The sequence below is a fragment of the Geodermatophilus sp. SYSU D00879 genome (genome assembly GCF_054050375.1).
On sequence record NZ_JBJGZF010000001.1, the window covers coordinates 353,263 to 374,356 of the forward strand.

At 75.9% G+C, this 21,094-nt stretch carries 20 protein-coding genes; 12 read left to right on the top strand and 8 right to left on the bottom strand.

Annotation, left to right across the window (positions count from 1 at the left end):
• The first annotated feature begins 32 nt into the window (after positions 1–32).
• From ACI79B_RS01875 to ACI79B_RS01925, 11 genes are all read left to right on the top strand, one after another.
• Positions 33–1,001 carry a flagellar motor switch protein FliM gene (locus tag ACI79B_RS01875; RefSeq protein ID WP_456926431.1) on the top strand — a complete coding sequence of 323 codons (969 nt, stop codon included), beginning with the start codon at positions 33–35 and terminating at the stop codon, positions 999–1,001.
• Complete coding sequence (gene fliN / locus ACI79B_RS01880; RefSeq protein ID WP_456926432.1) at positions 998–1,759, top strand: flagellar motor switch protein FliN; 762 nt, start codon at positions 998–1,000, stop codon at positions 1,757–1,759. Before ACI79B_RS01875 ends, fliN begins: the two co-directional genes overlap by 4 nt.
• Positions 1,756–2,160, top strand: a complete 405-nt coding sequence (locus tag ACI79B_RS01885) for a FliO/MopB family protein (RefSeq protein ID WP_456926433.1) — start codon at positions 1,756–1,758, stop codon at positions 2,158–2,160. Before fliN ends, ACI79B_RS01885 begins: the two co-directional genes overlap by 4 nt.
• On the top strand, positions 2,160–2,978 hold the full coding sequence (gene fliP / locus ACI79B_RS01890) for a flagellar type III secretion system pore protein FliP (RefSeq protein ID WP_456926434.1): 819 nt from the start codon (positions 2,160–2,162) through the stop codon (positions 2,976–2,978). Before ACI79B_RS01885 ends, fliP begins: the two co-directional genes overlap by 1 nt.
• Positions 2,975–3,250 (top strand): flagellar biosynthesis protein FliQ, encoded by a 276-nt coding sequence (gene fliQ, locus ACI79B_RS01895; protein ID WP_387987863.1) that lies wholly within the window; start codon positions 2,975–2,977, stop codon positions 3,248–3,250. Before fliP ends, fliQ begins: the two co-directional genes overlap by 4 nt.
• A gap of 5 nt (positions 3,251–3,255) precedes the next feature.
• A complete protein-coding gene (gene fliR / locus ACI79B_RS01900; protein WP_456926435.1) occupies positions 3,256–4,020 on the top strand; it encodes a flagellar biosynthetic protein FliR in 765 nt (254 codons plus the stop codon).
• 6 nt (positions 4,021–4,026) lie between these two features.
• Positions 4,027–5,175, top strand: coding sequence for an EscU/YscU/HrcU family type III secretion system export apparatus switch protein (locus tag ACI79B_RS01905; protein WP_456926436.1), 1,149 nt, complete (start codon positions 4,027–4,029; stop codon positions 5,173–5,175).
• A 90-nt stretch (positions 5,176–5,265) separates the two neighbouring features.
• Positions 5,266–7,296, top strand: coding sequence for a flagellar biosynthesis protein FlhA (gene flhA, locus ACI79B_RS01910; protein WP_456926437.1), 2,031 nt, complete (start codon positions 5,266–5,268; stop codon positions 7,294–7,296).
• The gene (locus ACI79B_RS01915) at positions 7,277–10,048 is read left to right on the top strand and encodes a hypothetical protein (RefSeq protein ID WP_456926438.1); all 2,772 of its coding nucleotides are present in this window, start codon (positions 7,277–7,279) and stop codon (positions 10,046–10,048) included. The genes flhA and ACI79B_RS01915 overlap by 20 nt, the downstream gene beginning before the upstream one ends.
• Entirely contained in the window at positions 10,045–10,290 is a 246-nt protein-coding gene (locus ACI79B_RS01920; RefSeq protein ID WP_456926439.1) for a hypothetical protein, read from the top strand. Before ACI79B_RS01915 ends, ACI79B_RS01920 begins: the two co-directional genes overlap by 4 nt.
• A 145-nt stretch (positions 10,291–10,435) precedes the next feature.
• Entirely contained in the window at positions 10,436–11,353 is a 918-nt protein-coding gene (locus ACI79B_RS01925) for a type IV toxin-antitoxin system AbiEi family antitoxin domain-containing protein (RefSeq protein ID WP_456926440.1), read from the top strand.
• A gap of 102 nt (positions 11,354–11,455) precedes the next feature.
• Here ACI79B_RS01925 and ACI79B_RS01930 read toward each other — a convergent pair whose 3' ends face one another.
• The 4 genes from ACI79B_RS01930 to ACI79B_RS01945 all read right to left on the bottom strand — a co-directional run bounded on the left by ACI79B_RS01930 (position 11,456) and on the right by ACI79B_RS01945 (position 15,320).
• Positions 11,456–12,751 (bottom strand): PhoH family protein, encoded by a 1,296-nt coding sequence (locus ACI79B_RS01930; RefSeq protein WP_456926441.1) that lies wholly within the window; start codon positions 12,749–12,751, stop codon positions 11,456–11,458.
• A 267-nt stretch (positions 12,752–13,018) separates the two neighbouring features.
• Positions 13,019–13,306 carry a hypothetical protein gene (locus ACI79B_RS01935; protein ID WP_456926442.1) on the bottom strand — a complete coding sequence of 96 codons (288 nt, stop codon included), beginning with the start codon at positions 13,304–13,306 and terminating at the stop codon, positions 13,019–13,021.
• 3 nt (positions 13,307–13,309) lie between these two features.
• Positions 13,310–14,527, bottom strand: a complete 1,218-nt coding sequence (locus tag ACI79B_RS01940) for a DUF885 domain-containing protein (protein WP_456926443.1) — start codon at positions 14,525–14,527, stop codon at positions 13,310–13,312.
• A 13-nt stretch (positions 14,528–14,540) separates the two neighbouring features.
• Positions 14,541–15,320 (bottom strand): isoprenyl transferase, encoded by a 780-nt coding sequence (locus ACI79B_RS01945; protein WP_456926444.1) that lies wholly within the window; start codon positions 15,318–15,320, stop codon positions 14,541–14,543.
• Between the two features lie 137 nt (positions 15,321–15,457).
• On the opposite strand from ACI79B_RS01945, the gene trhA reads away from it, so the two are divergent.
• On the top strand, positions 15,458–16,273 hold the full coding sequence (gene trhA, locus ACI79B_RS01950; protein ID WP_456926445.1) for a PAQR family membrane homeostasis protein TrhA: 816 nt from the start codon (positions 15,458–15,460) through the stop codon (positions 16,271–16,273).
• Positions 16,274–16,279: 6 nt separating this feature from the next.
• On the opposite strand, the gene ACI79B_RS01955 is transcribed toward trhA, so the two are convergent.
• From ACI79B_RS01955 to ACI79B_RS01970, 4 genes are all read right to left on the bottom strand, one after another.
• Positions 16,280–17,533 carry a geranylgeranyl reductase family protein gene (locus ACI79B_RS01955; protein WP_456926446.1) on the bottom strand — a complete coding sequence of 418 codons (1,254 nt, stop codon included), beginning with the start codon at positions 17,531–17,533 and terminating at the stop codon, positions 16,280–16,282.
• Between the two features lie 94 nt (positions 17,534–17,627).
• Positions 17,628–18,284, bottom strand: a complete 657-nt coding sequence (locus ACI79B_RS01960; protein ID WP_456926447.1) for a maleylpyruvate isomerase N-terminal domain-containing protein — start codon at positions 18,282–18,284, stop codon at positions 17,628–17,630.
• 19 nt (positions 18,285–18,303) lie between these two features.
• Positions 18,304–18,906 (bottom strand): hypothetical protein, encoded by a 603-nt coding sequence (locus tag ACI79B_RS01965; protein WP_456926448.1) that lies wholly within the window; start codon positions 18,904–18,906, stop codon positions 18,304–18,306.
• Between the two features lie 57 nt (positions 18,907–18,963).
• Positions 18,964–20,973, bottom strand: coding sequence for a thioredoxin domain-containing protein (locus tag ACI79B_RS01970; RefSeq protein WP_456926449.1), 2,010 nt, complete (start codon positions 20,971–20,973; stop codon positions 18,964–18,966).
• Between the last annotated feature and the right edge of the window lie 121 nt (positions 20,974–21,094).

Sequence of the window (21,094 nt, forward strand, 5' to 3'; positions counted from 1 at the left end):
GTTCGCGTCCCGGCCCCGCCGATGAGGGGACCGTGACCCGCCCCGACACCGCGACCGCGCCCCCAGGGCCCGGGCCGCAGGCGCCGGCCGGTGGCGGCCGCAGCCGGCGCGGTGCGCCCCGCACCTACGACTTCCGCCGCCCCACCAAGCTCTCCCGCGAGCACGTCCGCGTGCTGCAGATCGCCCAGGAGGCCTTCGCCCGCCAGGCGACGACGGTCCTCACCACGATGCTGCGCACCGGCGCCCGGATGGAGCTGCACGGCATCGAGCAGCACTCCTACGACGACTTCCTCGCCACGCTGCCCGACCCCTGCTTCCTGACGACGTTCACCATCGAGCCGCTGGGCGGCAAGGGCCTGCTGGCCTACCCCCTGGACATGGCGATGGCCGGCGTCGACCACCTGCTCGGCGGCTCCGGCACCGCCCAGCAGCCCGCGCGGCCGATGACGGCGATGGAGACCACCATCACCACCTCGCTGCTCACCCGGCTGCTGCAGGAGTTCGCCGCCTCGTTCGCGCACGTCACCGAGCTGCAGCCGGCCATCGACGGCATCGAGTACAACCCCGCCCTCGCCCAGGCCGCGGCGGGCTCGGACACCGTGATGGTGGCCCGATACACGATGTCGATCGGCGGCCGCGAGGGCGCCGCGTCGCTCGTGCTCCCCTTCAGCTCCTTCCAGCAGGCCCTCGACAGCGCCGCCTCCCCGCAGCTGTCGGAGTCGGCCCAGCGCACCCGGCAGCGCGCCGCCGAGCTGCTCGCCGCCCGCCTGGAGCTGGTGCCGGTCGACGTCAGCGTCCGGTTCAGCCCGCTCGAGGTGTCCTCGGAGGACCTGCTCTCCCTGACCGTCGGCGACGTGCTGCTGCTGCGGCACCCGCGGGACGCGCCGCTCGAGGTCACCACCAACGACGCCGTCTTCGCCCACGCCATCGCCACCAACCACCGCCGCCGGCTGGCCGCCGCCATCGTGCCCGCCCCGTCCGCCGTGAAGGACCCCGCATGACCGCCACGCTCGACACCACCCAGGCCGCCACCCATGCTGCTGCAGAGACCATCACCGCCGTCGTGGTGGCCGCCGCCCGGGCCGCGGCCGCGCTCGTCCCCTCCGGCGCCGAGCTGGTCCCCGGGCCCGCGGTCACCGACCCCGACGCCGTCCCGGTCCCGCCGGCCGCGGCCGCCGCGGTCGGCGCCCGGCTGTCCGGGGAGATCACCGGCGACGTCGTCCTGGTGCTGTCGGCGGAGGTGGTCGAGGCGCTCGACAACTCCCCGGTCGGCCCGATGGACGTCGCGACCGCGCTGCGCCCCGCGCTCGAGGCCGCCGCGGCCACCCTGGGCCGGGTGCGGGTCGACGCCGAGCGCACCGAGGACCCGGTGACCGCGCTCGACGGGCTGCGCGACAAGGGCATGTTCGTCGCCGTGCCGCTGGTCGCGGGCGCCGACCACCAGGCCACGCTCGCGCTGCAGGTGACCCTGCCGACCGCGCCGCGCACCCCGCGCAACAGCCTGGACCTGCTGCGGCACGTGGCCATGGAGGTCACCGTCGAGATCGGCCGCACCCGGATGACCGTCGGCGAGCTGCTCTCGCTGCACCCGGGCGAGGTGGTCGAGCTCGACCGCGCCGCCAGCGCCCCGGCCGACCTGCTGGTCAACGGCACCCTCATCGCGCGCGGCGAGGTCGTCGTCGTCGACGAGGACTTCGGCCTGCGGATCAGCGAGATCGTCACCGACGCCGCCGCCGAGCTGGGGGCCGCGCAGGCATGACCTGGATGCTGATCCGGCTGGTCCTGTCGCTGGCCTTCGTCGGCGGCGTGCTGTGGTTCGCCGCGCGCCTGGCCAAGAAGCGCGGCCTGGGCTCCAGCGGCGGACTCGTCGAGGTCGTGGCGCGCCAGCGGATGGGACGCACCAGCACGGTCAACGTGCTGCGCATCGCCGACCGGGTGCTCGTCGTCGGCGCCACCGAGGAGCAGGTCACCCTGCTCGCCGAGCTCGACGGCGACGCCGTGGAGGCCACGCTCGCCGAGCGCGCCGCCGCCACGCCGGCCGCGGGCGGCCCGGCCGTCCCCGCGCCCCGCGTCGGCGGCGCGCTGGCCGGCTCGGTCTTCGACCGGTCGGGCTGGCAGGGCTTCGTCACCCAGCTGCGCGAGCGGACGGTCCGTCGCTGATGATCGCCACCGCCCCCGCGCGCGCCCGCGCGCGCCGGGCCGCCACCCTGCTGCTGGCCCTGCTGGGCTGCGCGCTCGCCGGCGTGCTGCTCGCGGGTCCGGCCGCGGCGGCGCCCACCGCGCCGACCGCGCCCACGGCACCGACCGTGCCCGCGGTCGACGGCGGGGTCGACATCTCGGTCGGCAACGGCAGCCCGAGCACCTCGATCACGCTGATCCTCGCGATCACCGTGCTGTCGGTGGCGCCCGCGGTGCTGCTGCTGTGCACGTCGTTCACCAAGATCGTCGTCGTCCTGTCGCTGACCCGGAACGCGCTGGGCCTGCAGTCCTCCCCGCCCAACTCGGTGCTCACCGGCATCGCGCTGTTCCTGACGCTGTTCGTCATGGGGCCGGTGCTCTCCGACATCAACGACGTCGCCGTGCAGCCCTACATGGACGGCGCGATGTCGGTCTCCCAGGCCTACGACGTCGGCGTCGTGCCGCTCAAGGAGTTCCTGCTCGACAACACCCGCGACGACGAGCTGCAGCTCATGGTCGGCCTGTCCGGGGAGGAGCAGCCCGAGGACCGCGCCGCGGTGAGCATGACGACGCTGGTCCCGGCGTTCGTCCTCTCCGAGCTCAAGAGCGCCTTCATCATCGGGCTGGTCGTGTTCATCCCGTTCCTGGTGATGGACATGCTGGTCAGCGCCGCGCTCATGTCGATGGGCATGATGATGGTGCCGCCGTCGATCGTGTCGCTGCCGTTCAAGCTGCTGTTCTTCGTGGTCGTCGACGGCTGGGCGATGATCACCACGTCTCTCGTGGGGTCGTACGGATGACCGACGCCGACGTCACCGACATCGCCGTCCAGACCATGATGGTGGCCGCGAAGGTCGCCGCCCCGGTCCTGCTCACGGCCCTGCTGGTCGGCTTCCTCATCTCGCTGTTCCAGGCGGCGACCCAGATCCAGGAACCGACGCTGTCGTTCGTCCCCAAGATGATCGCGGTGAGCATCGCCCTGCTGGTCACCGGCAACTGGGTGCTCTCCGAGCTGGTCGACTTCACCCACACCCTGTTCGACCAGCTGCCGCGCCTGCTCGGGCGGACCTGACCGGCATGGACCTCGAGGTCCCGGCGGTCACCCTCGCGGCCCTGCTGCTGGCCACCGCCCGGGCGGCCGGCTTCGTCCTGCTCGCCCCGCCGTTCACCACCCGCACCATCCCGGCGCCGGTCAAGGGCGCCCTGGCCCTGGCGCTGTCGGTCGCCCTGGTCGACCGCGTGGCGCCGGGGCTGCCGGAGCCGACCACCGGGTTCCTCGTCGTCACCGCCGTCAGCGAGGTGGCCATCGGCGCGGCGCTGGGCTTCGTCGTCCAGCTGTTCTTCACCGCAGTGCAGTTCGCCGGCGAGCTCATCGACCTCACCGGCGGCTTCTCGCTGCAGCCGGCCTACGACCCGCTGGCCATGACCACCAACTCGGTCATCGGCAAGCTGCACTACCTGCTCGCGACGACGCTGCTGTTCACCAGCGGCGGGCACCTCGTGATCGTGCGCGGGTTCGCCACGTCCTACGAGGGGCTGCCGGTCAGCGGCGGGTTCCCGGCCGGGGACGTCGGCCAGGTCGTGCTGACGGCGTTCTCGATGATGTTCCTCGCCGCGCTGCAGATCGCCGGCCCGATGGTGGCCGTGCTGCTGCTGGCCGACGTCGCCCTCGCCCTGCTGTCCCGGGCCGCCCCGGCGCTGAACATCTTCGCCATCGGCTTCCCCGTGAAGATCATGCTGACCCTCGCGCTGCTCGGGCTGACCTTCCCGCTGCTGCCGCCGGCGCTGGACGCGCTGGTGGAGCAGGCCACCCGCGCGATCGTCGGCTTCCGGAGCGGGTGAGGCCCGGTGGCCAAGGACGGACCGGGCGGTGAGAAGACCGAGAAGCCCACTCCCAAGCGCCTCAAGGAGGCGCGCAAGGAGGGGCAGATCCCGCGGACCCAGGAGCTCGGCACCTGGGCGGGCGTGGCGGTGGCGAGCGTCTTCCTGCCCGTGCTGGTCGGCAACGCCTTCGACGCGGTGGGCCGGCTGTTCGTGCGGTTCGGGTCGGTGGTCGAGCACCCGGAGGCCGACGCCGTCGGCGCGCTGCTCGGGGAGGCGCTGAGGACGTTCCTCGAGACGGCGCTGCCGATGGCGCTCGCGCTCATGCTCGTCGGGGTGCTCGCCTCGGCCGCGCAGGGCGGGGTCGCGCTGGCCACCAAGGGCATGAAGCCGACGCTCAAGAAGCTCAACCCGTTCCCCGGGGTGAAGCGGATGTTCGGCACCCACGGCCTGTGGGAGGCGCTCAAGGCGGTCATCAAGACGGCGGCGCTCGGCACCGTCGTCGTCGTGACCAGCAGCGAGGCGCAGGCGCTGGTGTCGGCGTCCGGGGCGCTGCCGCTGTCGGCGGTGGTGGCGACGTTCGCCTCCTCCGCCGTCCTCATGTTCCGCGTCGTGGCGATCACCGGCCTGGTCATCGCGATCGCCGACTACGTCGTGGTGCGCAAGCAGACGATGAGCAAGCTCAAGATGACCAAGTACGAGATCCAGCAGGAGCACAAGCAGTCCGAGGGCGACCCGCACGTGAAGGGCCAGCGCCGCTCGATGCAGCTGGCCATGTCGCGCAACCGGATGATGGCCGAGGTCGCCACCGCCGACGTCCTGCTGGTCAACCCGACGCACGTCGCCGTCGCGCTGCGGTACGAGCCGGAGAAGGGCGCGCCGCGGGTGGTGGCCAAGGGCGCCGACGAGGTCGCCGCGAGGCTGCGCGAGCGGGCCGCCGAGGCGCGGGTGCCGATGGTGCAGGACGTGCCGCTGGCCCGGGCGCTGCACGCCTCCTGCGAGCTCGGCCAGGAGGTGCCGCCGCAGCTGTTCACCGCCGTCGCCCGGGTGCTGGCCTTCGTCATGCAGCTCGGCGCCCGCGGCGTGCGCGGCGGCTTCCACCGGCCCGGGTTCGAGGCGCCCGACGTCGCCGGCCTGCCCAGGGCCGGCCGGCGGAGGACCCCGCTCGCCTCCTGAGGCACCCGCGACCCTGGGACGCCTGTGACTCGTGCGCCGTCAGCGGTCTGCCGGGGACCCCCGGCTGCCGATGGTGTGCCCGTGCGAGGGATGACCAAGGCCGCCGTGCCGATCGGCGTGGTGGCCATCGTCCTCATGCTGGTCGTGCCGCTGCCCGCGGCGGTGCTGGACCTGCTGCTGGGCCTGAACATCACCGCGTCCTTGCTGATCCTGCTGGTGGCGATGCAGATCAAGCGGCCGCTGGACTTCGCGGTCTTCCCGTCGCTGATCCTCATCGCGACGCTGTTCCGGCTCGCCCTCAACGTCTCCTCGACGCGGCTGGTGCTCACCGACGGCTACGCCGGCAAGGTCATCGAGGCCTTCGGGCACTTCGTGATCGGCGGCTCGCTCGTCGTCGGCCTGGTGATCTTCGTGATCCTCACGATCATCCAGTTCGTCGTCATCACCAACGGTGCCGGTCGCGTGGCCGAGGTCGGCGCCCGCTTCACCCTCGACGCGATGCCCGGCAAGCAGATGGCCATCGACGCCGACCTCAACGCCGGGCTGATCAACGAGCAGCAGGCGCGCAGGCGGCGCACCGAGGTCACCGCCGAGGCCGACTTCTACGGCTCGATGGACGGCGCCTCGAAGTTCGTCAAGGGCGACGCCATCGCCGCCATCATCATCACGCTGATCAACCTGGTCGGCGGCTTCGCCGTCGGGGTCATGCAGCGCGGCATGGCGCCCGGCGACGCCGTCTCCACCTTCTCGCTGCTGACCGTCGGCGACGGCCTGGTCTCGCAGATCCCCGCGCTGCTGCTGTCCACCGCGACCGGCATCATCGTCACCCGCTCGGCCTCCGACGGGGACATGGGCAGCGACCTGCTCGCCCAGCTCGGCCGCTTCCGCCAGCCGGTGCGCATCGCCGGAGGCGCGGCGCTGGCGCTGTGCCTGATCCCGGGGCTGCCGAAGCTGCCGTTCCTGGTCATCGGCGGGCTGTTCCTGGTCATGGCCGCGCGGATGCAGGAGACCCCGGCCGAGGACGACGACACGCCCGCGCTCGCCGCCGCCGAGGAGCCCGCGCCGGACTCCCCCGAGGCGATCGCCGAGCGCATGCGGGTCGACCCGCTGGAGCTCGAGGTGGCCTTCGACCTGGTCGACCTCGTCGACTCCTCCCGCGGCGGCGACCTGCTCGACCGGGTCAAGGCGCTGCGCCGGAAGGTCGCGATGGAGACCGGCCTGGTCATCCCGCTGGTCCGCACCCGCGACAACCTCGACCTGCCCTCGTCGCAGTACGTCATCTGGCTCAACGGCGTCCCGGCGGCCAAGGGCACCTCCCCCGCCGGCACCGTGCTGGCCATCGGCGACGCCCTCGACGGGCTGCCGGGCCGGCCCACCCGCGAGCCGGTGTTCGGCCTGCCCGCCAAGTGGGTGCCGGTGGAGCTGCAGCGGCAGGCGGAGATGGCCGGCGCCACCGTCGTCGACCGCTCCTCGGTCATCACCACCCACCTGGCCGAGGTGGTCCGCCAGAACGCCGCCGAGCTGCTCGGCCGCGAGGACGTGCGGCTGCTGGTCGAGATGGTCAAGCGGACCCACCCGGTCGTCGTCGAGGAGCTCACCCCGGGGCTGCTCACCCTCGGCGAGATCCAGCGGGTGCTGCACGCGCTGCTGGCCGAGAACGTCTCCATCCGCGACCTGGTGCGCATCTTCGAGGCGCTGTCGCTGCGCGCGAAGACCTCCACCGACCTGGACGGGCTGGTCGAGGCGGTGCGCGGGGCCCTCGGCGCGGCGATCAGCCACCCCTACGTCACGCCCGACGAGCGGCTGCACGTGCTCACGCTGGAGCCCGCCTTCGAGCAGCGGCTGCTGGAGGCGGTGCGGCACAGCGACGGCGGCCAGGTGCTGGCGCTGGACGCCGGCTCGGTCGACGCGCTGGTCACCGGGTGCAGCGGGCTGCTCGAGGACGCCGAGCAGCACGGCCTGTCCCCCGTCCTCGTCTGCTCCCCCCAGGTGCGGGCCGCGCTGTCCCGCCTGATGCGTCAGGTCCTCCCCCGCCTGCCGGTGATCTCCTACTCGGAGGTCTCCCGGACGGCCCAGATCGAGTCACTGGGAGTGGTGAACGGTGCCGTTGCCATCCGTTGAGGCGCCCACGCCGGAGGCCGCCGTCGTGGCGGCCCGCGAGCGGTACGGCAACGCGGTGCGGATCACCGGCGTGCGCCGCATCCGGTCCGGCGGCGTGCTGGGCTTCTTCGCCACCGAGCGGTTCGTCGCCGAGGTGGAGGACGTCGAGCCGGCCCGGCGCGGTCCCGCGCCGAGGTCCGAGTCGGCCCGCCGGATCGAGGCCGCGCTCAGCCGCGACCCCGGCCCGCTCGCCGACACCGGCGCGTTCCTGCGCGCCACCGAGCTGCACCGCAGCCGCCCCGCGGCGGCCCGGCCCACCACGCGCCCGGCCGTCCGCACCGAGCGCCCGACCCTCCCGACGGAGCTGCCGGACCCGGTGTCCGAGCTGGCCGGCCTGCTCGGGTCCGGCGACGGCGCCCCCGGCGTCGACCTGTACTCCCGGGCGTCGGTGGGCGCGACCCGCCGGCCCGCCGCCGGCACCTCGGCCTTCCGCCCGGCCGCCGTCCGCACCGCCGCTCCCCGCGCGGCCGCCGGCCCGTCCACCGCCGCCCCGTCCACTGCCGCGCCGTCCGCTGCCGCCCCCTCGGCGGCCGCGCCCTCGGCCGCCCGGCGGCCCGCCCGGGCGGCGGTGCGCCCGCCGTCCGGGCCCGCCGGACCGTCGCTGTTCACCGCCGCGCTGGCGCAGGTCGTCGCCGGTGACCGGGAGGTCCGCGAGGCCGTCGACGACGCCGTGCGCTCGGCCGCCGCGATGTCCGCCGCCGAGGCGCTGCGGGCGGTCCAGGCCGTCGCCGCCGCGACCGCCGAGGCCACGGACGAGGAGCTCGCACCCCCGTCGGTGCTGCGGACCCCGGAGCCCTCCCCGGCCGCGCCGGCGATGCCGCTGGCCGCCGCCCTCGCCGCCGCGATGGCCGCGCCCGCCCCTGCTCCCGCGGCTCCGGCTCCGGAGCCGGTCGCCCCGGTGGCCGGGGCTCCCGCCGCCGAGGAGCCCGTGGTCGAGGAGCTCGTGGCCGAGGCCCCCGTCGCCGAGGCGTCGCTGCCCGAGGCTCCCGAGGTCCCCGAGGTCGCCGAGCCCGCCGACGAATCCGGTCCCGGCGTGGACATGTGGGCCGACCCCGTGCCCGTCTCCCGCCCCGCCGCCGCCGTCGTCGCCGAGCCCGTCGTCGAGGAGCCGGTGGCCGAGGAGCCGGTGGTCGAGGCGCCAGCCGTCGAGGAGCCGGTGGTCGAGGCGCCGGCCGTCGAGGAGCACCCGGCGGACGAGGACCCCGAGGACCTCGACGACACCGAGGACTCCCTCCTCACCGAGCTGCTCGGCCCGGAGGTGGACGAGACCGCCACCGACGAGACCGGGCACCCCGCCGCCGAGGACCCCGCCGTCGAGGACACCGCCGTCGAGGACACCGCCGCCGCCGTGACCGAGGACGAGCCGGTCACCGACGTGCTGCCGGCCGTCGTCGCCGAGCCCATCGAGGTGCCGGCGCCCCAGCCGGTGGCCGCCTGGGCCGACGCGGACCCGACCGGCCCGGTCACCGGGCGCGAGGAGGCCATCGCCGAGGTGCTGCGCGCGGCCCTCGCCCACGACACCCCGGACGACGCGCTCACCGACATCCTCCGTGGCGTGCTCGCCAGCGCCTCCACCCAGGGCGGCGCGCACCGCGGCCGCCCGCCGGTCCCGGCGCCCTCCCAGCGCGTGGACCACGAGCCGGGCTGGGTCGACGCCGCGGCCGAGTCCGACGAGTGGGAGGCCGGGGAGGCGGTGCTCGCGCCGACCGCCAGCGACCCGGCCCCGCTGGCGCTCGACTCGACCGCCGTCCTGCCCCCGCTGTCGCTGCTGCCGCCGCCCACCCCGGGCGCCGAGCTGGCCGTGCCGCGGCTGCTCGGGCGCCCGCCCGTGCCGCCGGCGCGCCGCCTGCCGCCGGCGCCGGGCCAGGCCGTCGCCCGCGTGGCCGCCCCGGCGCCGGGCCTGGCGACCGTGACCCGCCTGCCCGTCGACGCCCGCGCCGCCCGCGGGTGGACGCCGGCCCGCGTCGTCGTGCCGTCGGTCCGCGAGGCCGGCGCGGTGGCGCCGGGCCGCGGCTGGGTCGACCCGCGGATGGTCGAGGCCGCCGGCACGGTCGCCCGGCTGCGCGCCCTCGGCGTGCCGGAGGACCTGCTGGGCGCCGGCTTCCCGGCCGAGGTCGCCACGTCCGGCACCTACGCCGCGCTGACCCGTGCGCTCGGCGCGGCGCTGCCCGCGGCGCCGACGGCCCCGGCCGGTGCCGGCGAGGTGCTGCTGGTCGTCGGCCCCGGCGTCGAGACGCTCGCCGCCGCCCGCTCGCTGGCCGCCGGCATGCGGCTCGACGGCGACCGGCTGCAGTGGGCCACCCGCGGCGACCTCGCCGCGCTCGCGCCCGGGTCCAGCCGGATCACCTCGGTCGACACCGCGATCGCGCGCAAGCAGGACGCCGCCGCCGCCGGGACGCCGACCGTCGTCGCGGTGGACGCCCCCATGCGCGCCGGGAGCCGGACCTGGCTCGAGCAGGTCATGGCGATCTTCTCGCCGGTCGCCGTCTGGGCGGTCGTCGAGGCGACCCGCAAGCCCGAGGACGTCGGCCCCTGGCTGGACGCGCTGCCCCGCGTCGACGCGCTCGTCGTCCAGGACTCCGACCTGACCGCCGACCCCGCCGCCGTGCTGGGCCGGACGCCGGTGCCGGTGGCCCTCCTCGACGGCGTGCGGGCGACCGCGCACCGCTGGGCCTCGCTGCTGTGCGAGCGGCTGGAGACCGCTGAGGCATGAGCCCGCTGCGCTGGGACGTCCTCACGGCGGGGTTCGTGCTGGCCCTGCCGGTGCTCGCGCTGTACCTGCGCGGCGACTTCACCCTCGACGACGTCGTCACCCGGCTGCCCTGGTGCCTGCTCGCCGGCTGGGGCGCCGTGGCGCTGCTGCGCTGGGCCGCGACGCCGCGGACCCGCCCGGCCCCCGAACGCGCGTCCCGGGCGCCGGCGCTCCGCGACGAGGACCCCACCCCCGCCGCCTGACCTCGCTCTTGCGGTGTCACCCGCCCTCCTGCGGCCTCGCAGCACCGCAGGAGCACACGTGACACCGCAGGAGCAAGGTCGGGACGTCGTCCACAGATCCACCCGGCGCACGTCGGCCCGGCCGCCGACCGGCGACGGTCGGCGCATGATCGACTGGGTGCGCACGGGACCGGTGCTGCGCAGGTCCGAGGCGCTGACCGCCGGCCTCTCCGACGACGAACTGGCGGCAGCCGTCCGGCGGGGTGAGCTGACCCGCATCCGGCGAGGCGCATACGTCGACCCGACGGCAGGGTTGCCGCACCACCGCGCGCTGGTCCTGGCGACGGCGCCTGCGCTCCGGGACGGCAGCGTGGTCAGCCACGCCTCGGCCGCCGTGCTCCACGGCCTGCCGCTGTGGCGGGTGGCTCCCGAGCGGGTGCACGTCACGAGGCGGCCGCCCGCCGCCGGGAGCGGCAGTGCCCGGGTGCACCTGCACGTGGCGCGGCTCGCCGAGGACGAGTTGACCCTGGTCGACGGCGTCCTCCTGACCGGCCTGGCGCGGACGGTCGTGGACCTGGCGCGGTCGGTGCCCTTCGAGTCCGCGGTCGTCACCGCCGACGCCGCGCTGGGCGCAGGAGGTGTGACACGTGCGGACCTGGCCGCGTGCCTGCAGCGGATGGGGCCGGTGCCCGGGTCGCGCCGCGCTGCCCGGGTCGTCGCGTTCGCCGACGGACGCAGCGAGAGCGTCGGCGAGACCCGCAGCCGGGTGCTGCTCCACCGGCTGGGGCTCCCCGCGCCCGACCTGCAGGTGCGGCTCCTGCGGCCCGACCGGTCGGTGGTGGGCCGCTGCGACTTCGGCTGGCGCGAACAGCGGACCGTCGGGGAGTTCGACGGGCGGGTGAAGTACCGGGCCAGCGAGGGACGGGACCCCGGCGACGTCGTGTTCCGCGAGAAGCTGCGCGAGGACGAGATCCGCGACTCGGGCTGGGAGGTCGCCCGCTGGACCTGGGCCGACCTCGAGGCGCCCTCCGTGGTCGACCGCCGGGTCCGCCGGGCCTTCAGCCGGGCCGGACGGCCGCTCTGACCGGGCTCGTGCGGTGTCGCCCCTGCTCTTGCGGTGTTGCAGGACCGCAGGAGCGCCGAGGACACCGCAAGAGCCCGGTCGTGCGGCGGGCGGTCCCGCCGGTCAGAGCTCGAGGTCCTCCAGCATCTCGGTGACCAGGGCGGCGATCGGCGAGCGCTCGGACCGGGTCAGCGTGACGTGCGCGAAGAGCGGGTGCCCCTTGAGCTGCTCGACCACCGCCGCGACGCCGTCGTGCCGGCCGACGCGCAGGTTGTCCCGCTGCGCGACGTCGTGGGTGAGCACCACGCGCGACCCGCTGCCCAGCCGCGACAGCACGGTCAGCAGCACCCCGCGCTCGAGCGACTGCGCCTCGTCGACGATCACGAACGAGTCGTGCAGCGAGCGGCCGCGGATGTGGGTCAGCGGCAGCACCTCGATGAGGTCGCGCGCGGCGATCTCGTCGAGGACCTCCTTGGACACCAGCGCGCCGAGGGTGTCGTAGACCGCCTGCGCCCAGGGCGACATCTTCTCGCCCTCGCTGCCCGGGAGGTATCCGAGCTCCTGCCCGCCGACGGCGTAGAGCGGGCGGAAGATCACGACCTTCTTGTGCGCCCGCCGCTCCATCACCGACTCCAGCCCCGCGCACAGCGCCAGCGCCGACTTGCCGGTGCCCGCCCGCCCGCCGAGCGAGACGATGCCGATCTCGGGGTCCAGCAGGAGGTCCAGCGCCACCCGCTGCTCGGCCGAGCGCCCGTGCAGCCCGAACGCCTCGCGGTCGCCGCGCACCAGCCGCACCTGCTTGTCCGGCGTCACCCGGCCCAGCGCCGACCCGCGCGAGCTCAGCAGCACCAGCCCGGTGTGTGCGGGCAGCTCCGCGGCCGCCGGCACGTACACCTCGCCGGTGTCGTAGAGGCCGGACAGCTCGGCGTCGTCCAGCGACAGCTCGGCCATGCCGGTCCAGCCCTCGTCGACCGAGTCCAGCGCGCGGTACTCGTCGGTCTCCAGGCCGACGGCGGCCGCCTTGACCCGCAGCGGCACGTCCTTGGTGACCAGGCAGACGTCGCGGCCCTCGGCCCGCAGGTTCAGCGCGACCACCATGATCCGGCTGTCGTTGCTGTCGTTGCGGAAGCCGGCCGGGAGCACCGCGGCGTCGCTGTGGTTGAGCTCGACGTGCAGCGTGCCGCCGTCCTCCCCCACCGGGACCGGCGCGTCGAGCCGGCCGTGGGTGACCCGCAGGTCGTCGAGCAGCCGCAGCGCCTGGCGGGCGAACCAGCCGAGCTCCGGGTGGTGCCGCTTGTCCTCGAGCTCCCCGATGACGACCAGCGGGAGCACCACGTCGGCGTCGCCGAAGCGCAGCAGCGCGCGGGGGGCGGACAGCAGGACGGAGGTGTCGAGGACGTAGGTGCGGCGAGTGGTCACGGGTCGTCTCCCCTGGGGCGCGAGACCGCGCCCCGGCTCGAAGGTGGCCGGGCCCCGGCGCAGGGGCCGGGCACCGGCCCCCCTGGTCGACGAGAACGTCAGCACCAACCGGGCCTCCCGTGGACGGCGGGGCGGGCCCGTCGTCCACCCCGGACGCTAGAGCTCCGGACCGACAGGAGCGCGCGGTCGGAGCGCGCCGAAACGCACTGTTCACCCGATGGGGTCCCATCCGCACCGCCCGTCCCAGCGACGGCCGGCGCGCACCGCTCAGTACGGCTCGCGCCCCCGCGCGTCCGGCGGCCGGGGCAGCGGGCGCGACGCCGGCAGCTCCCACGTGGCCGGCGGGCCGCCGTGCTCCGGCGCCTCCCGGGTCTGCGGCCGCGGTCCCCGCCGCGGCCGCACCGCCACCGCCCCCCACAGCACCGGCACGAGCAGCACCGGCCACTGGACGGCGAGGTCGCCGATCCACAGCAGGCCGGCGAGCAGGAGCACGAACAGCCACCCCGCCGTCCACAGGCCGAGGGCGCGGGCCTCCCGGGGGTCGCGGCGGGGCACCGGTCAGGCGTTCGAGAGCTCGGCGGTGACGACGGCGGGGGTCAGCGGCTCGTCGAGCAGGCGCACGAAGCGGTCGGCGACGTCCTGGTCGGCCGGCCGGGCGCCGAGCCAGCGGTGCAGCAGGTCGTAGCCCTCGACGTAGGTGGTGATGTAGGCCCGCCACAGGGGGTGGGTGAGGAACCGCAGCTGCTGGCGGGCCCGGTCGGGGCTGACCAGCGACCAGCGCTGGATGTAGGCGGCCACCTCGTCGGCGTCGGCACCGCGGTCGTGCAGCAGCACCGCGGCGTCCTGGCGCACCCGGTTCAGCGGCGCGGCGGCCGCGGCGATCCGCTCGGCGAGGTGCCCGTCGAAGCGCAGGCCCAGGTCGCCGAGCACCTCGGCCGACCACGGCCCCCAGCCGTCGCCGACGGCGGCGTCGACGCCGAGGTCGGCCAGTCCCTCGGCCATGAGGCACTCGGGGGTGTTGACGAGGAACACGGTGTGCTCGAGGTGGCCGGCCCGCTCGACCAGCCCGCGCTCCTTGCGGCAGTGCTCGGTGTGGTGGCCGGGGTAGGACTCGTGCGCCACCAGGTGCACCAGCTGGCTGAGCCGGTGCGGCAGGTCGGCGTTGATCGCCACCCGCGAGCGGAAGTCGCCCTCGTAGTAGTTGAAGCCCGACCACGGCTTGTCGGTGACCACCTCGTAGCGCACCGTCTCGGCCTCGGGCAGCCCGTACCGGCCGCGCACCCGGTCGCGCAGCGCGCTGGACAGCGCGTGCACCGCGGCCTCCAGCCGCTGCGGCGGGCACTCCTCGCGGCGGCGGTGCGCGGCGTAGCGCTCGGCCAGCGACCCCTCGCCGGGCAGCAGCCCGTCGAGCTCGGCGTGCGCGACGGCGTAGGCGGCCGGGTCGCCGAGGGTGAGGTCGACCTGGAAGTAGCTGCGCACCTCGTCGAGGAAGCCGACCGGCTCACCGCTCATCTTCCGGGCGCTGCACTCCAGGCCGGTGAGCTGGCCGCGGAGGAACGCGGCGCGGTCGGCCGGGAGCGCGGCCGGGTCCAGCTCCTGCAGCAGCGCCCGGGCCTGGTCGCGCAGGCCCTGCGGCGTCGGCGCCGGCTCGCTCTCGACCTCGGCACGGATCCGCTTCTCGCCGGTGTAGGCGTCGACGAAACCGGACTCCAGCCGGTCGAACCGCAGCCCCAGCCGCACGTACTCGAGGGGGACGTCGACCGCGCCGAGTGCCATGGGCCCGAGTCTGTCACCCACCGAAACGGCGGTGCCGCGCCGCGTAGGCCCGCAGCGCGCGCAGGAAGTCGACCCGCCGGAAGTCGGGCCAGTAGACGTCGGTGAAGTAGAACTCCGAGTGCGCCGTCTGCCAGAGCAGGAAGCCCGACAGCCGCTGCTCGCCGCTGGTGCGGATGACCAGGTCCGGGTCGGGCTGGCCGCGGGTGTAGAGGTGCTCGGCGATGTGCTCGACGTCGAGCACCTCGACCAGCTCGTCCAGCGACGTCCCCCGGCTGGCGTGCTCGGCCAGCAGCGAGCGGACGGCGTCGGCGATCTCCCGGCGGCCGCCGTACCCGACGGCGAGGTTCACCGTCGCGCCCGGCCGGTCGCGGGTGACCTCCTCGGCCTCCTTGAGGACGGTGACCGTCTCCGGCGGCAGCAGGCCGAGCGCGCCGACCGGGTGCAGCTGCCACCGGCGGTCGGGCGCCGACAGGTCCAGGGCGACGCCCTCGATGATCCGCAGCAGCGGCGTCAGCTCGGGCTCGGGACGGGACAGGTTGTCGGTGGAGAGCAGGAAGAGGGTGACCACCTCGACGCCGGCCTCGTCGCACCAGGCGAGGAACGAGGCGATGCGGTCGGCGCCGCGGCGGTGGCCGGCGTTCGGGTCGAGCAGCCCGGTGGCGCGCGCCCAGCGGCGGTTGCCGTCGATGATCGCGCCCACGTGCCGGGGGACGTCGGCGCCCACCAGCTGCCGGGCCAGGCGACGCTCGTACATCTGCGTCAGGACGTCGCGGACCCACTGACGCGCCCCCACGGGGCCACACCCTAGGCGCCTCGGCACACCGCCGTTCCGCTGCCTCCCGCCCGCGCGTCGCCCCTCCCGCCGGGCTGCCGGGGAACTCACAGGTCTCTGCCGGTGCGGCCCTCCCTACGCCTCCGTAACCTCGGTGTGTGACCTCTGCTGCCGACGAACTGGAGCCGGTCCGGGTACAGGCCGACGGGGCCGAGATCGAGGCCCCGCGCGGGCCGGCCGTCAGCACCGTCCTCGAGGAGGGCGAGCGGGTCGAGCAGACCTGGACACGCGAGGACTTCGGCGGCGACGACGACTGGGACCACCCCGACACGCGGCCGCGGATGCGCGGGTGGCTGCACCTGGTCGCCTTCTTCGGGGCGATCGTCGCGGGCGCCGTCCTCGTGCCACTGGGCTCGGTGCTCGGCGCCCGCGCCGGCTTCTCGGTCGCCGTCTACTGCCTGACCATCTGCGGCCTGTTCGGCATCAGCGCGCTCTACCACCGGCGCCGGTGGTCACCGCGCGGCTGGAAGGTCATGAAGCGGCTCGACCACTCGATGATCTTCCTGTTCATCGCGGGCACGTACACGCCGTTCTCGCTGCTGGCCGTCGACCAGCCGCTGGGCTACTGGGTCCTCGGCGGCGTCTGGGCCGGCGCGCTGGCCGGCGTCTGCCTCAAGCTCACCTGGCCGACGGCGCCGCGCTGGGTGGGCGTGCCGCTCTACGTGGGCCTGGGCTGGGTCGCCGTCTTCATCCTCACCGACATCCTGCACATCGCCGGCGTGACCTCGCTGGTGCTGCTGGCGGCGGGTGGCGTGCTCTACACCGTCGGCGGCGTGGCCTACGCGATCAAGAAGCCGAACCCGTGGCCGGGCGTCTTCGGGTACCACGAGGTCTTCCACGCGATGACCGTCGTGGCCGCGATCTGCCACTACATCGCCGTCTACTTCGCGATGTACAACTCGCCCTTCCTGTGAGGCCGCTCAGCTGAACGGCGGCCGCTCGTCCCACCGGGTCGACGCCCGGCCCGCCGCCCGCCAGGCCCGCGCGACGACGTCGCGGTCCTGCTCGCTGACCAGGTTGCCCATCACCCGCAGCGCCACGGTCATCAGCGCCCGGGACCGCATCCCGACCGGGCCGGCCGTGGGCAGGAACCGGGGCACCGTGAGCAGCCCGGCCAGCCGCCGGGCGATCGAGAAGGCCTCGCCGTAGTGACGGCGCAGCGTCGCGGGCCAGGCGGCCGACCAGTCGTCCTCGCCGAACAGGTCGACGACGGCCCGCCCGGTCTCCAGGCCGTAGTCGATGCCCTCGCCGTTGAGCGGGTTCACGCAGCCGGCGGCGTCACCGACCAGCGCCCAGTTCCGGCCGGCGACGCCGGAGACGGCGCCGCCCATGGGCAGCAGCGCGGACGCGACGTCGCGGACCGGCCCGTCGAGCTGCCACTCCTCGCGCCGCGCCTCGGCGTAGAACTCCAGCAGCGCCTTCAGCTGCACGCCGGCCGGCCGCCGCGCCGTCGCCAGGGTGCCCACGCCGAGGTTGACCTCCCCAGCTGCGGCACCCAGCGGGAAGACCCAGCCGTAGCCCGACAGCAGCTCGCCCTCCTCACCGCGCAGCTCGAGGTGGGAGGAGATCCACTCGTCGTCGCTGCGGCCGGAGCGGACGTAGCTGCGGGCGGCGACCCCGTAGGCGGTGTCGCGGTGCCACTCCCGGCCGAGCACCCGGCCCAGCGGGGAGCGCACGCCGTCGGCGACGACCAGCCGGCGGCAGGCGACGCGCACCCGGGCGTCGTCGGCGAGCTCGAGCACCACCGCGCAGACCCGGTCGCCGTCGCGCTCGACGTCGACCGCCCGCGCGCCGTCGACCGGGACCGCGCCCGAGCCGAGCGCCACCTCCCGGATGCGGGCGTCGAGCTCGGTGCGCGGCACCGCGCTGCCGTGGTCGGGGAACTCCCCGCCCGGCCAGGGCAGCTCCCACTGCCGCCCGAACCCGGCGGCGCGCAGACCCCGGTTGCGGGTGTGCCCGCGCACCCAGTCGCCGAGGCCGAGGTGGTCGAGCTCGGCGACCGCGCGGGGGGTCAGCCCGTCGCCGCAGGTCTTGTCCCGCGGGAAGACGGCGGCGTCGGCGAGCAGCACGTCGTGGCCGGCGCGCGCGGCCCACGCGGCCGCCGCCGAGCCCGCCGGCCCGGCCCCCACCACGAGGACGTCGGTCGCGGCGGGGACGGCGGCAGCTGCTGGCACGTCGTCCAGTGTCCCCGACGGTGAGGTGCTGGAACGGCGCCCCTTCAGGGGCCCGCGCCGAGCCTGCGAGGCGTGGGGGGAAGGGTGGTCCTCCTCAGCCGAACAGCGGGAAGCGGGCCGCCGCCTCGCCCAGTGCGGCCCGGTCGGCGTCGGTCAGCGGCTCGCGACCGGTGCCGCGGCGGGCGGCGGTGACGTCGTCCCACCCGGCCGGCAGCGGGCCGCCGAGCAGGCCACCGAGCACCCGGCGCACCTCGGCCAGCAGCTCCGGCGCGGGTCCCGGCCGGTCCAGGTGCGCCACCAGGTCGAGGTGGTGGACGGCGGCCTCGACGGCGAGCGTGGACAGCAGGTCGTCGACGCGGACGACCCAGCCCTGGGTGCCCACCAGCTCGCCGGGCCCGACCCGGCCGGCCGCCACCCCGACCGCGGCCGCCGTCTGGACGTACAGCGGCGCCAGCCCGCGCAGGCCGTCCATCACGCTGGCCCGCACGCGGGTCCGCCACAGCGTGTCGTCGTCCTCGGCCGGCGCGGGCTGCCAGGCCCGCCAGTAGGCGACCGCGTCGGTGGTGGCCGGCCCGTCCGCCGGGGTGGCCAGCGCGACCAGGCCCCGGCGGGCGTCGTCGAGCAGGTGCTGGCTGAGGTCGAGGACCGTCCAGCCGGCGCAGCCGCTGGGCTGCCAGGACTCGGCGGGCGTCAGGTCGGCGACCAGCCCGCCGAGTGCGCCGTAGGCCGACCGCAGCAGTTCCAGGCTCACCCCGCCAGCCTGGCAGGGCTCACAGCTCCGGGCCGCGCGCCCGGACCTCCTCCACCGAGGCCATGGCGTCGCGCAGCTCGGTCAGCCAGGCGTCGGCGTGCTGCCCGACCAGGCGCACGGCCCAGACCAGGGCCTCCGAGCGGGAGCGGGCGACGCCGGCGTCGACGAGCGTGTCGAGCACCAGCCGCTCGGGCTGGCGCAGCCGGGTCATCACCGGCACCGAGGCGTTGGTGAACACCTCGCGGACGTCGCCGCACGCGGCGCCCCAGGCCACCGAGCGGCCGTAGCGCTCCTGGGCGGCGTCGGCGATGGCCATCCGCTGACCGCGGGTGTCCTCGCGGAAGCGGGCGATGCGGCCGGCGCGGGCGGCGGTGGGGTCGCCCTCGCCGGCGTCGGGCTCGGCGAGCGGGCCGACGACGGTGATCTCGTCCCGGTCGACGGTGATGTCGGCCGGCCCGGTGAACCAGCCGTCGGGCAGCCGCCCGGCGAACCAGCCGGCGACCTCGGCGCGGTCGACCGGCGGGGTGTCGCCCCCGCGGCCGCCCGGGCCGCGGCGGCGCCAGCCGGGGGCGCCCATGCGCGCGAAGGGTGAGTCGGCGAAGCGGTGGTGGTGTCCGTGCACGACGGCCTCCTCCAGTGCGGTGCTTACGTGATTACACGGTAAGACCGCACGGCGGCGTCAGGAAGGGGCCATCGCTGCGCCGAGAGCGGACACGCCGGTCACCGGCGCGGAGCAGACGAAGCCCCGGCACACGTAGGCGGCGGGGCGCCCGCCCACGGCCGGCCGGTCGGCCAGCAGCGGCACCCCGGGGGCGTCCGGCTCCCCCACCACGACGACAGCGCCGGGACTCGTCGACCCCCGCGCGACCGCGGCGAGCGCGTCCCGCTCCGGCCCGGCCGGCCCGCTGACGGCGACCTCCAGCGGCCCGGCGAGCAGCGCCTCGCCCACCGCCGCGGCCCAGCCCGCCGCCCGCGGCGCCCGGCGCACCAGCACGCCGAGCTGCCCGGTCGCGGCCTCGCCGAGCTCGCGGTGCCGCGGCGACCCGGCCAGCGCCGCGTAGGTGACGAACGCCCCCGCGGCCGCGGCCACCCCCGCCGGCGTCGGCCCGTCGGCGGGGTCGAACGGGCGGTGCACCAGCGCCTCGGCGTCGGCGGCGGTGTCGTGCCACCCGTCGGCGTCGAGGAACTGCTCCGCGACGACGTCGAGCAGGTCGCCGGCCCACTCCAGCCACCGGCCCTCGCCGGTCGCCTGGTGCAGCGCGAGCAGCCCCTCGGCGAGGTCGCCGTGGTCCTCGAGCACCGCGGCCGGGGCCCCGGCGACGCCGTCCCGCGAGGCCCGCCGCAGCCTCCCGTCCACCCGGTGCACGTCCGCGAGGAGCTCCGCCGCGCGGCGGGCGGCCTCCACCGACGCGGGGGCGCCGGTGAGGACGCCGTGCTCGGCCAGCGCGGCGATCGCCAGCCCGTTCCAGGCGGTGACGACCTTGTCGTCGCGGGCCGGCTGCGGGCGCCGGGCGCGGGCGGCCAGCAGCCGCTCGCGCACGGAGGTGAATCGGGCGGCGTCCTCGGGGTCGTCGCCGGGGTCGCGGAGCAGCTGCAGCGTGGAGGTGCCGTGCTCGAACGTGCCGCGCTCGGTCACCGCGAACAGCTCCGCGGCCCAGCGGCCGTCGTCGTCACCGAGCACCTCGGTGAGCTGGGCCGGCGTCCACACGTAGGTCAGGCCCTCGACGCCGTCGGTGTCGGCGTCCAGCGCGCTGGCGAAGCCGCCCTCGGGCGTGCCGAGGTCGCGGACGAGGAAGGCGGCGGTCGCGTCGGCCACGCGGCGCGCCCACTCCTCGCCGGTGGCCCGCCACAGGTGCAGGTACACGCGCAGGAGCAGCGCGTTGTCGTAGAGCATCTTCTCGAAGTGCGGCACCACCCAGCGCGCGTCGACCGAGTAGCGGGCGAATCCACCGGCCAGCTGGTCGTGGATGCCGCCGCGCGCCATCGCCTCCAGCGTGCGGCGGGCCACCTCCAGCGACCGCGCGTCCCCGCTGCGGGCGGCGTGCCGCAGCAGGAACTCCAGCAGCATCGACGGCGGGAACTTCGGGGCGCCGCCGAACCCGCCGTGCCGGTCGTCGTGGTCGGCGGCCACCGCGGCTGCGGCGCCGTCGAGGTCGGCGGCCGACAGCGGCGTGGGCGGCCCGAGGTCCAGGCGGCGGGAGATCCCCTCGGCGATCCGGGTGCCGGCCTCCTCCAGCTGCTCGCGGCGCTGCGTCCAGGCCTCGGAGACGGCGGCGAGCACCTGCCGGAACGCGGGCACGCCGCCGGCGGGGCGCGGCGGGTAGTAGGTGCCGCAGTAGAACGGCCGCCCGTCCGGGGTGGTGAAGACGGTCATCGGCCAGCCGCCGGAGCCGGTGAGCGCCTGGGTCGCGGTCATGTACACGCTGTCGACGTCGGGCCGCTCCTCGCGGTCGACCTTCACGCACACGAACCCGGCGTTCATCTGCGCCGCGGTCGCCTCGTCCTCGAACGACTCGTGCGCCATCACGTGACACCAGTGGCAGGCGGCGTACCCGACGCTCACCAGCACCGGGACGTCCCGCTCGCGCGCCTCGGCGAAGGCCTCCTCGCCCCACTCGCGCCAGTCGACCGGGTTGTCCGCGTGCTGCAGCAGGTAGGGGCTGGTCGCGGCGGCGAGACGGTTCACCATCTGGCGCCTCCCGGCGTCGGATCGGAGGACGGGGTGCCCCGGCGCTCGGCCGGCGACACCAGGTCCCCACCGTGGCAGAGGACCAGCGCGACGACGAGACGGAGCCCGGGCTGCCGCCTGC

Excerpts from the sequence above, each read along its gene's own strand:
- fliP (WP_456926434.1), top strand. The coding sequence starts at position 2,160 with ATGATCGCCACCGCCCCCGCGCGCGCCCGCGCGCGCCGGGCCGCCACC.
- fliN (WP_456926432.1), top strand. The coding sequence starts at position 998 with ATGACCGCCACGCTCGACACCACCCAGGCCGCCACCCATGCTGCTGCA.
- ACI79B_RS01925 (WP_456926440.1), top strand. The coding sequence starts at position 10,436 with ATGATCGACTGGGTGCGCACGGGACCGGTGCTGCGCAGGTCCGAGGCG.
- ACI79B_RS01885 (WP_456926433.1), top strand. The coding sequence starts at position 1,756 with ATGACCTGGATGCTGATCCGGCTGGTCCTGTCGCTGGCCTTCGTCGGC.
- ACI79B_RS01920 (WP_456926439.1), top strand. The coding sequence starts at position 10,045 with ATGAGCCCGCTGCGCTGGGACGTCCTCACGGCGGGGTTCGTGCTGGCC.
- fliR (WP_456926435.1), top strand. The coding sequence starts at position 3,256 with ATGGACCTCGAGGTCCCGGCGGTCACCCTCGCGGCCCTGCTGCTGGCC.
- flhA (WP_456926437.1), top strand. The coding sequence starts at position 5,266 with ATGACCAAGGCCGCCGTGCCGATCGGCGTGGTGGCCATCGTCCTCATG.
- fliQ (WP_387987863.1), top strand. The coding sequence starts at position 2,975 with ATGACCGACGCCGACGTCACCGACATCGCCGTCCAGACCATGATGGTG.
- ACI79B_RS01970 (WP_456926449.1), bottom strand. The coding sequence starts at position 20,973 with ATGGTGAACCGTCTCGCCGCCGCGACCAGCCCCTACCTGCTGCAGCAC.
- ACI79B_RS01940 (WP_456926443.1), bottom strand. The coding sequence starts at position 14,527 with ATGGCACTCGGCGCGGTCGACGTCCCCCTCGAGTACGTGCGGCTGGGG.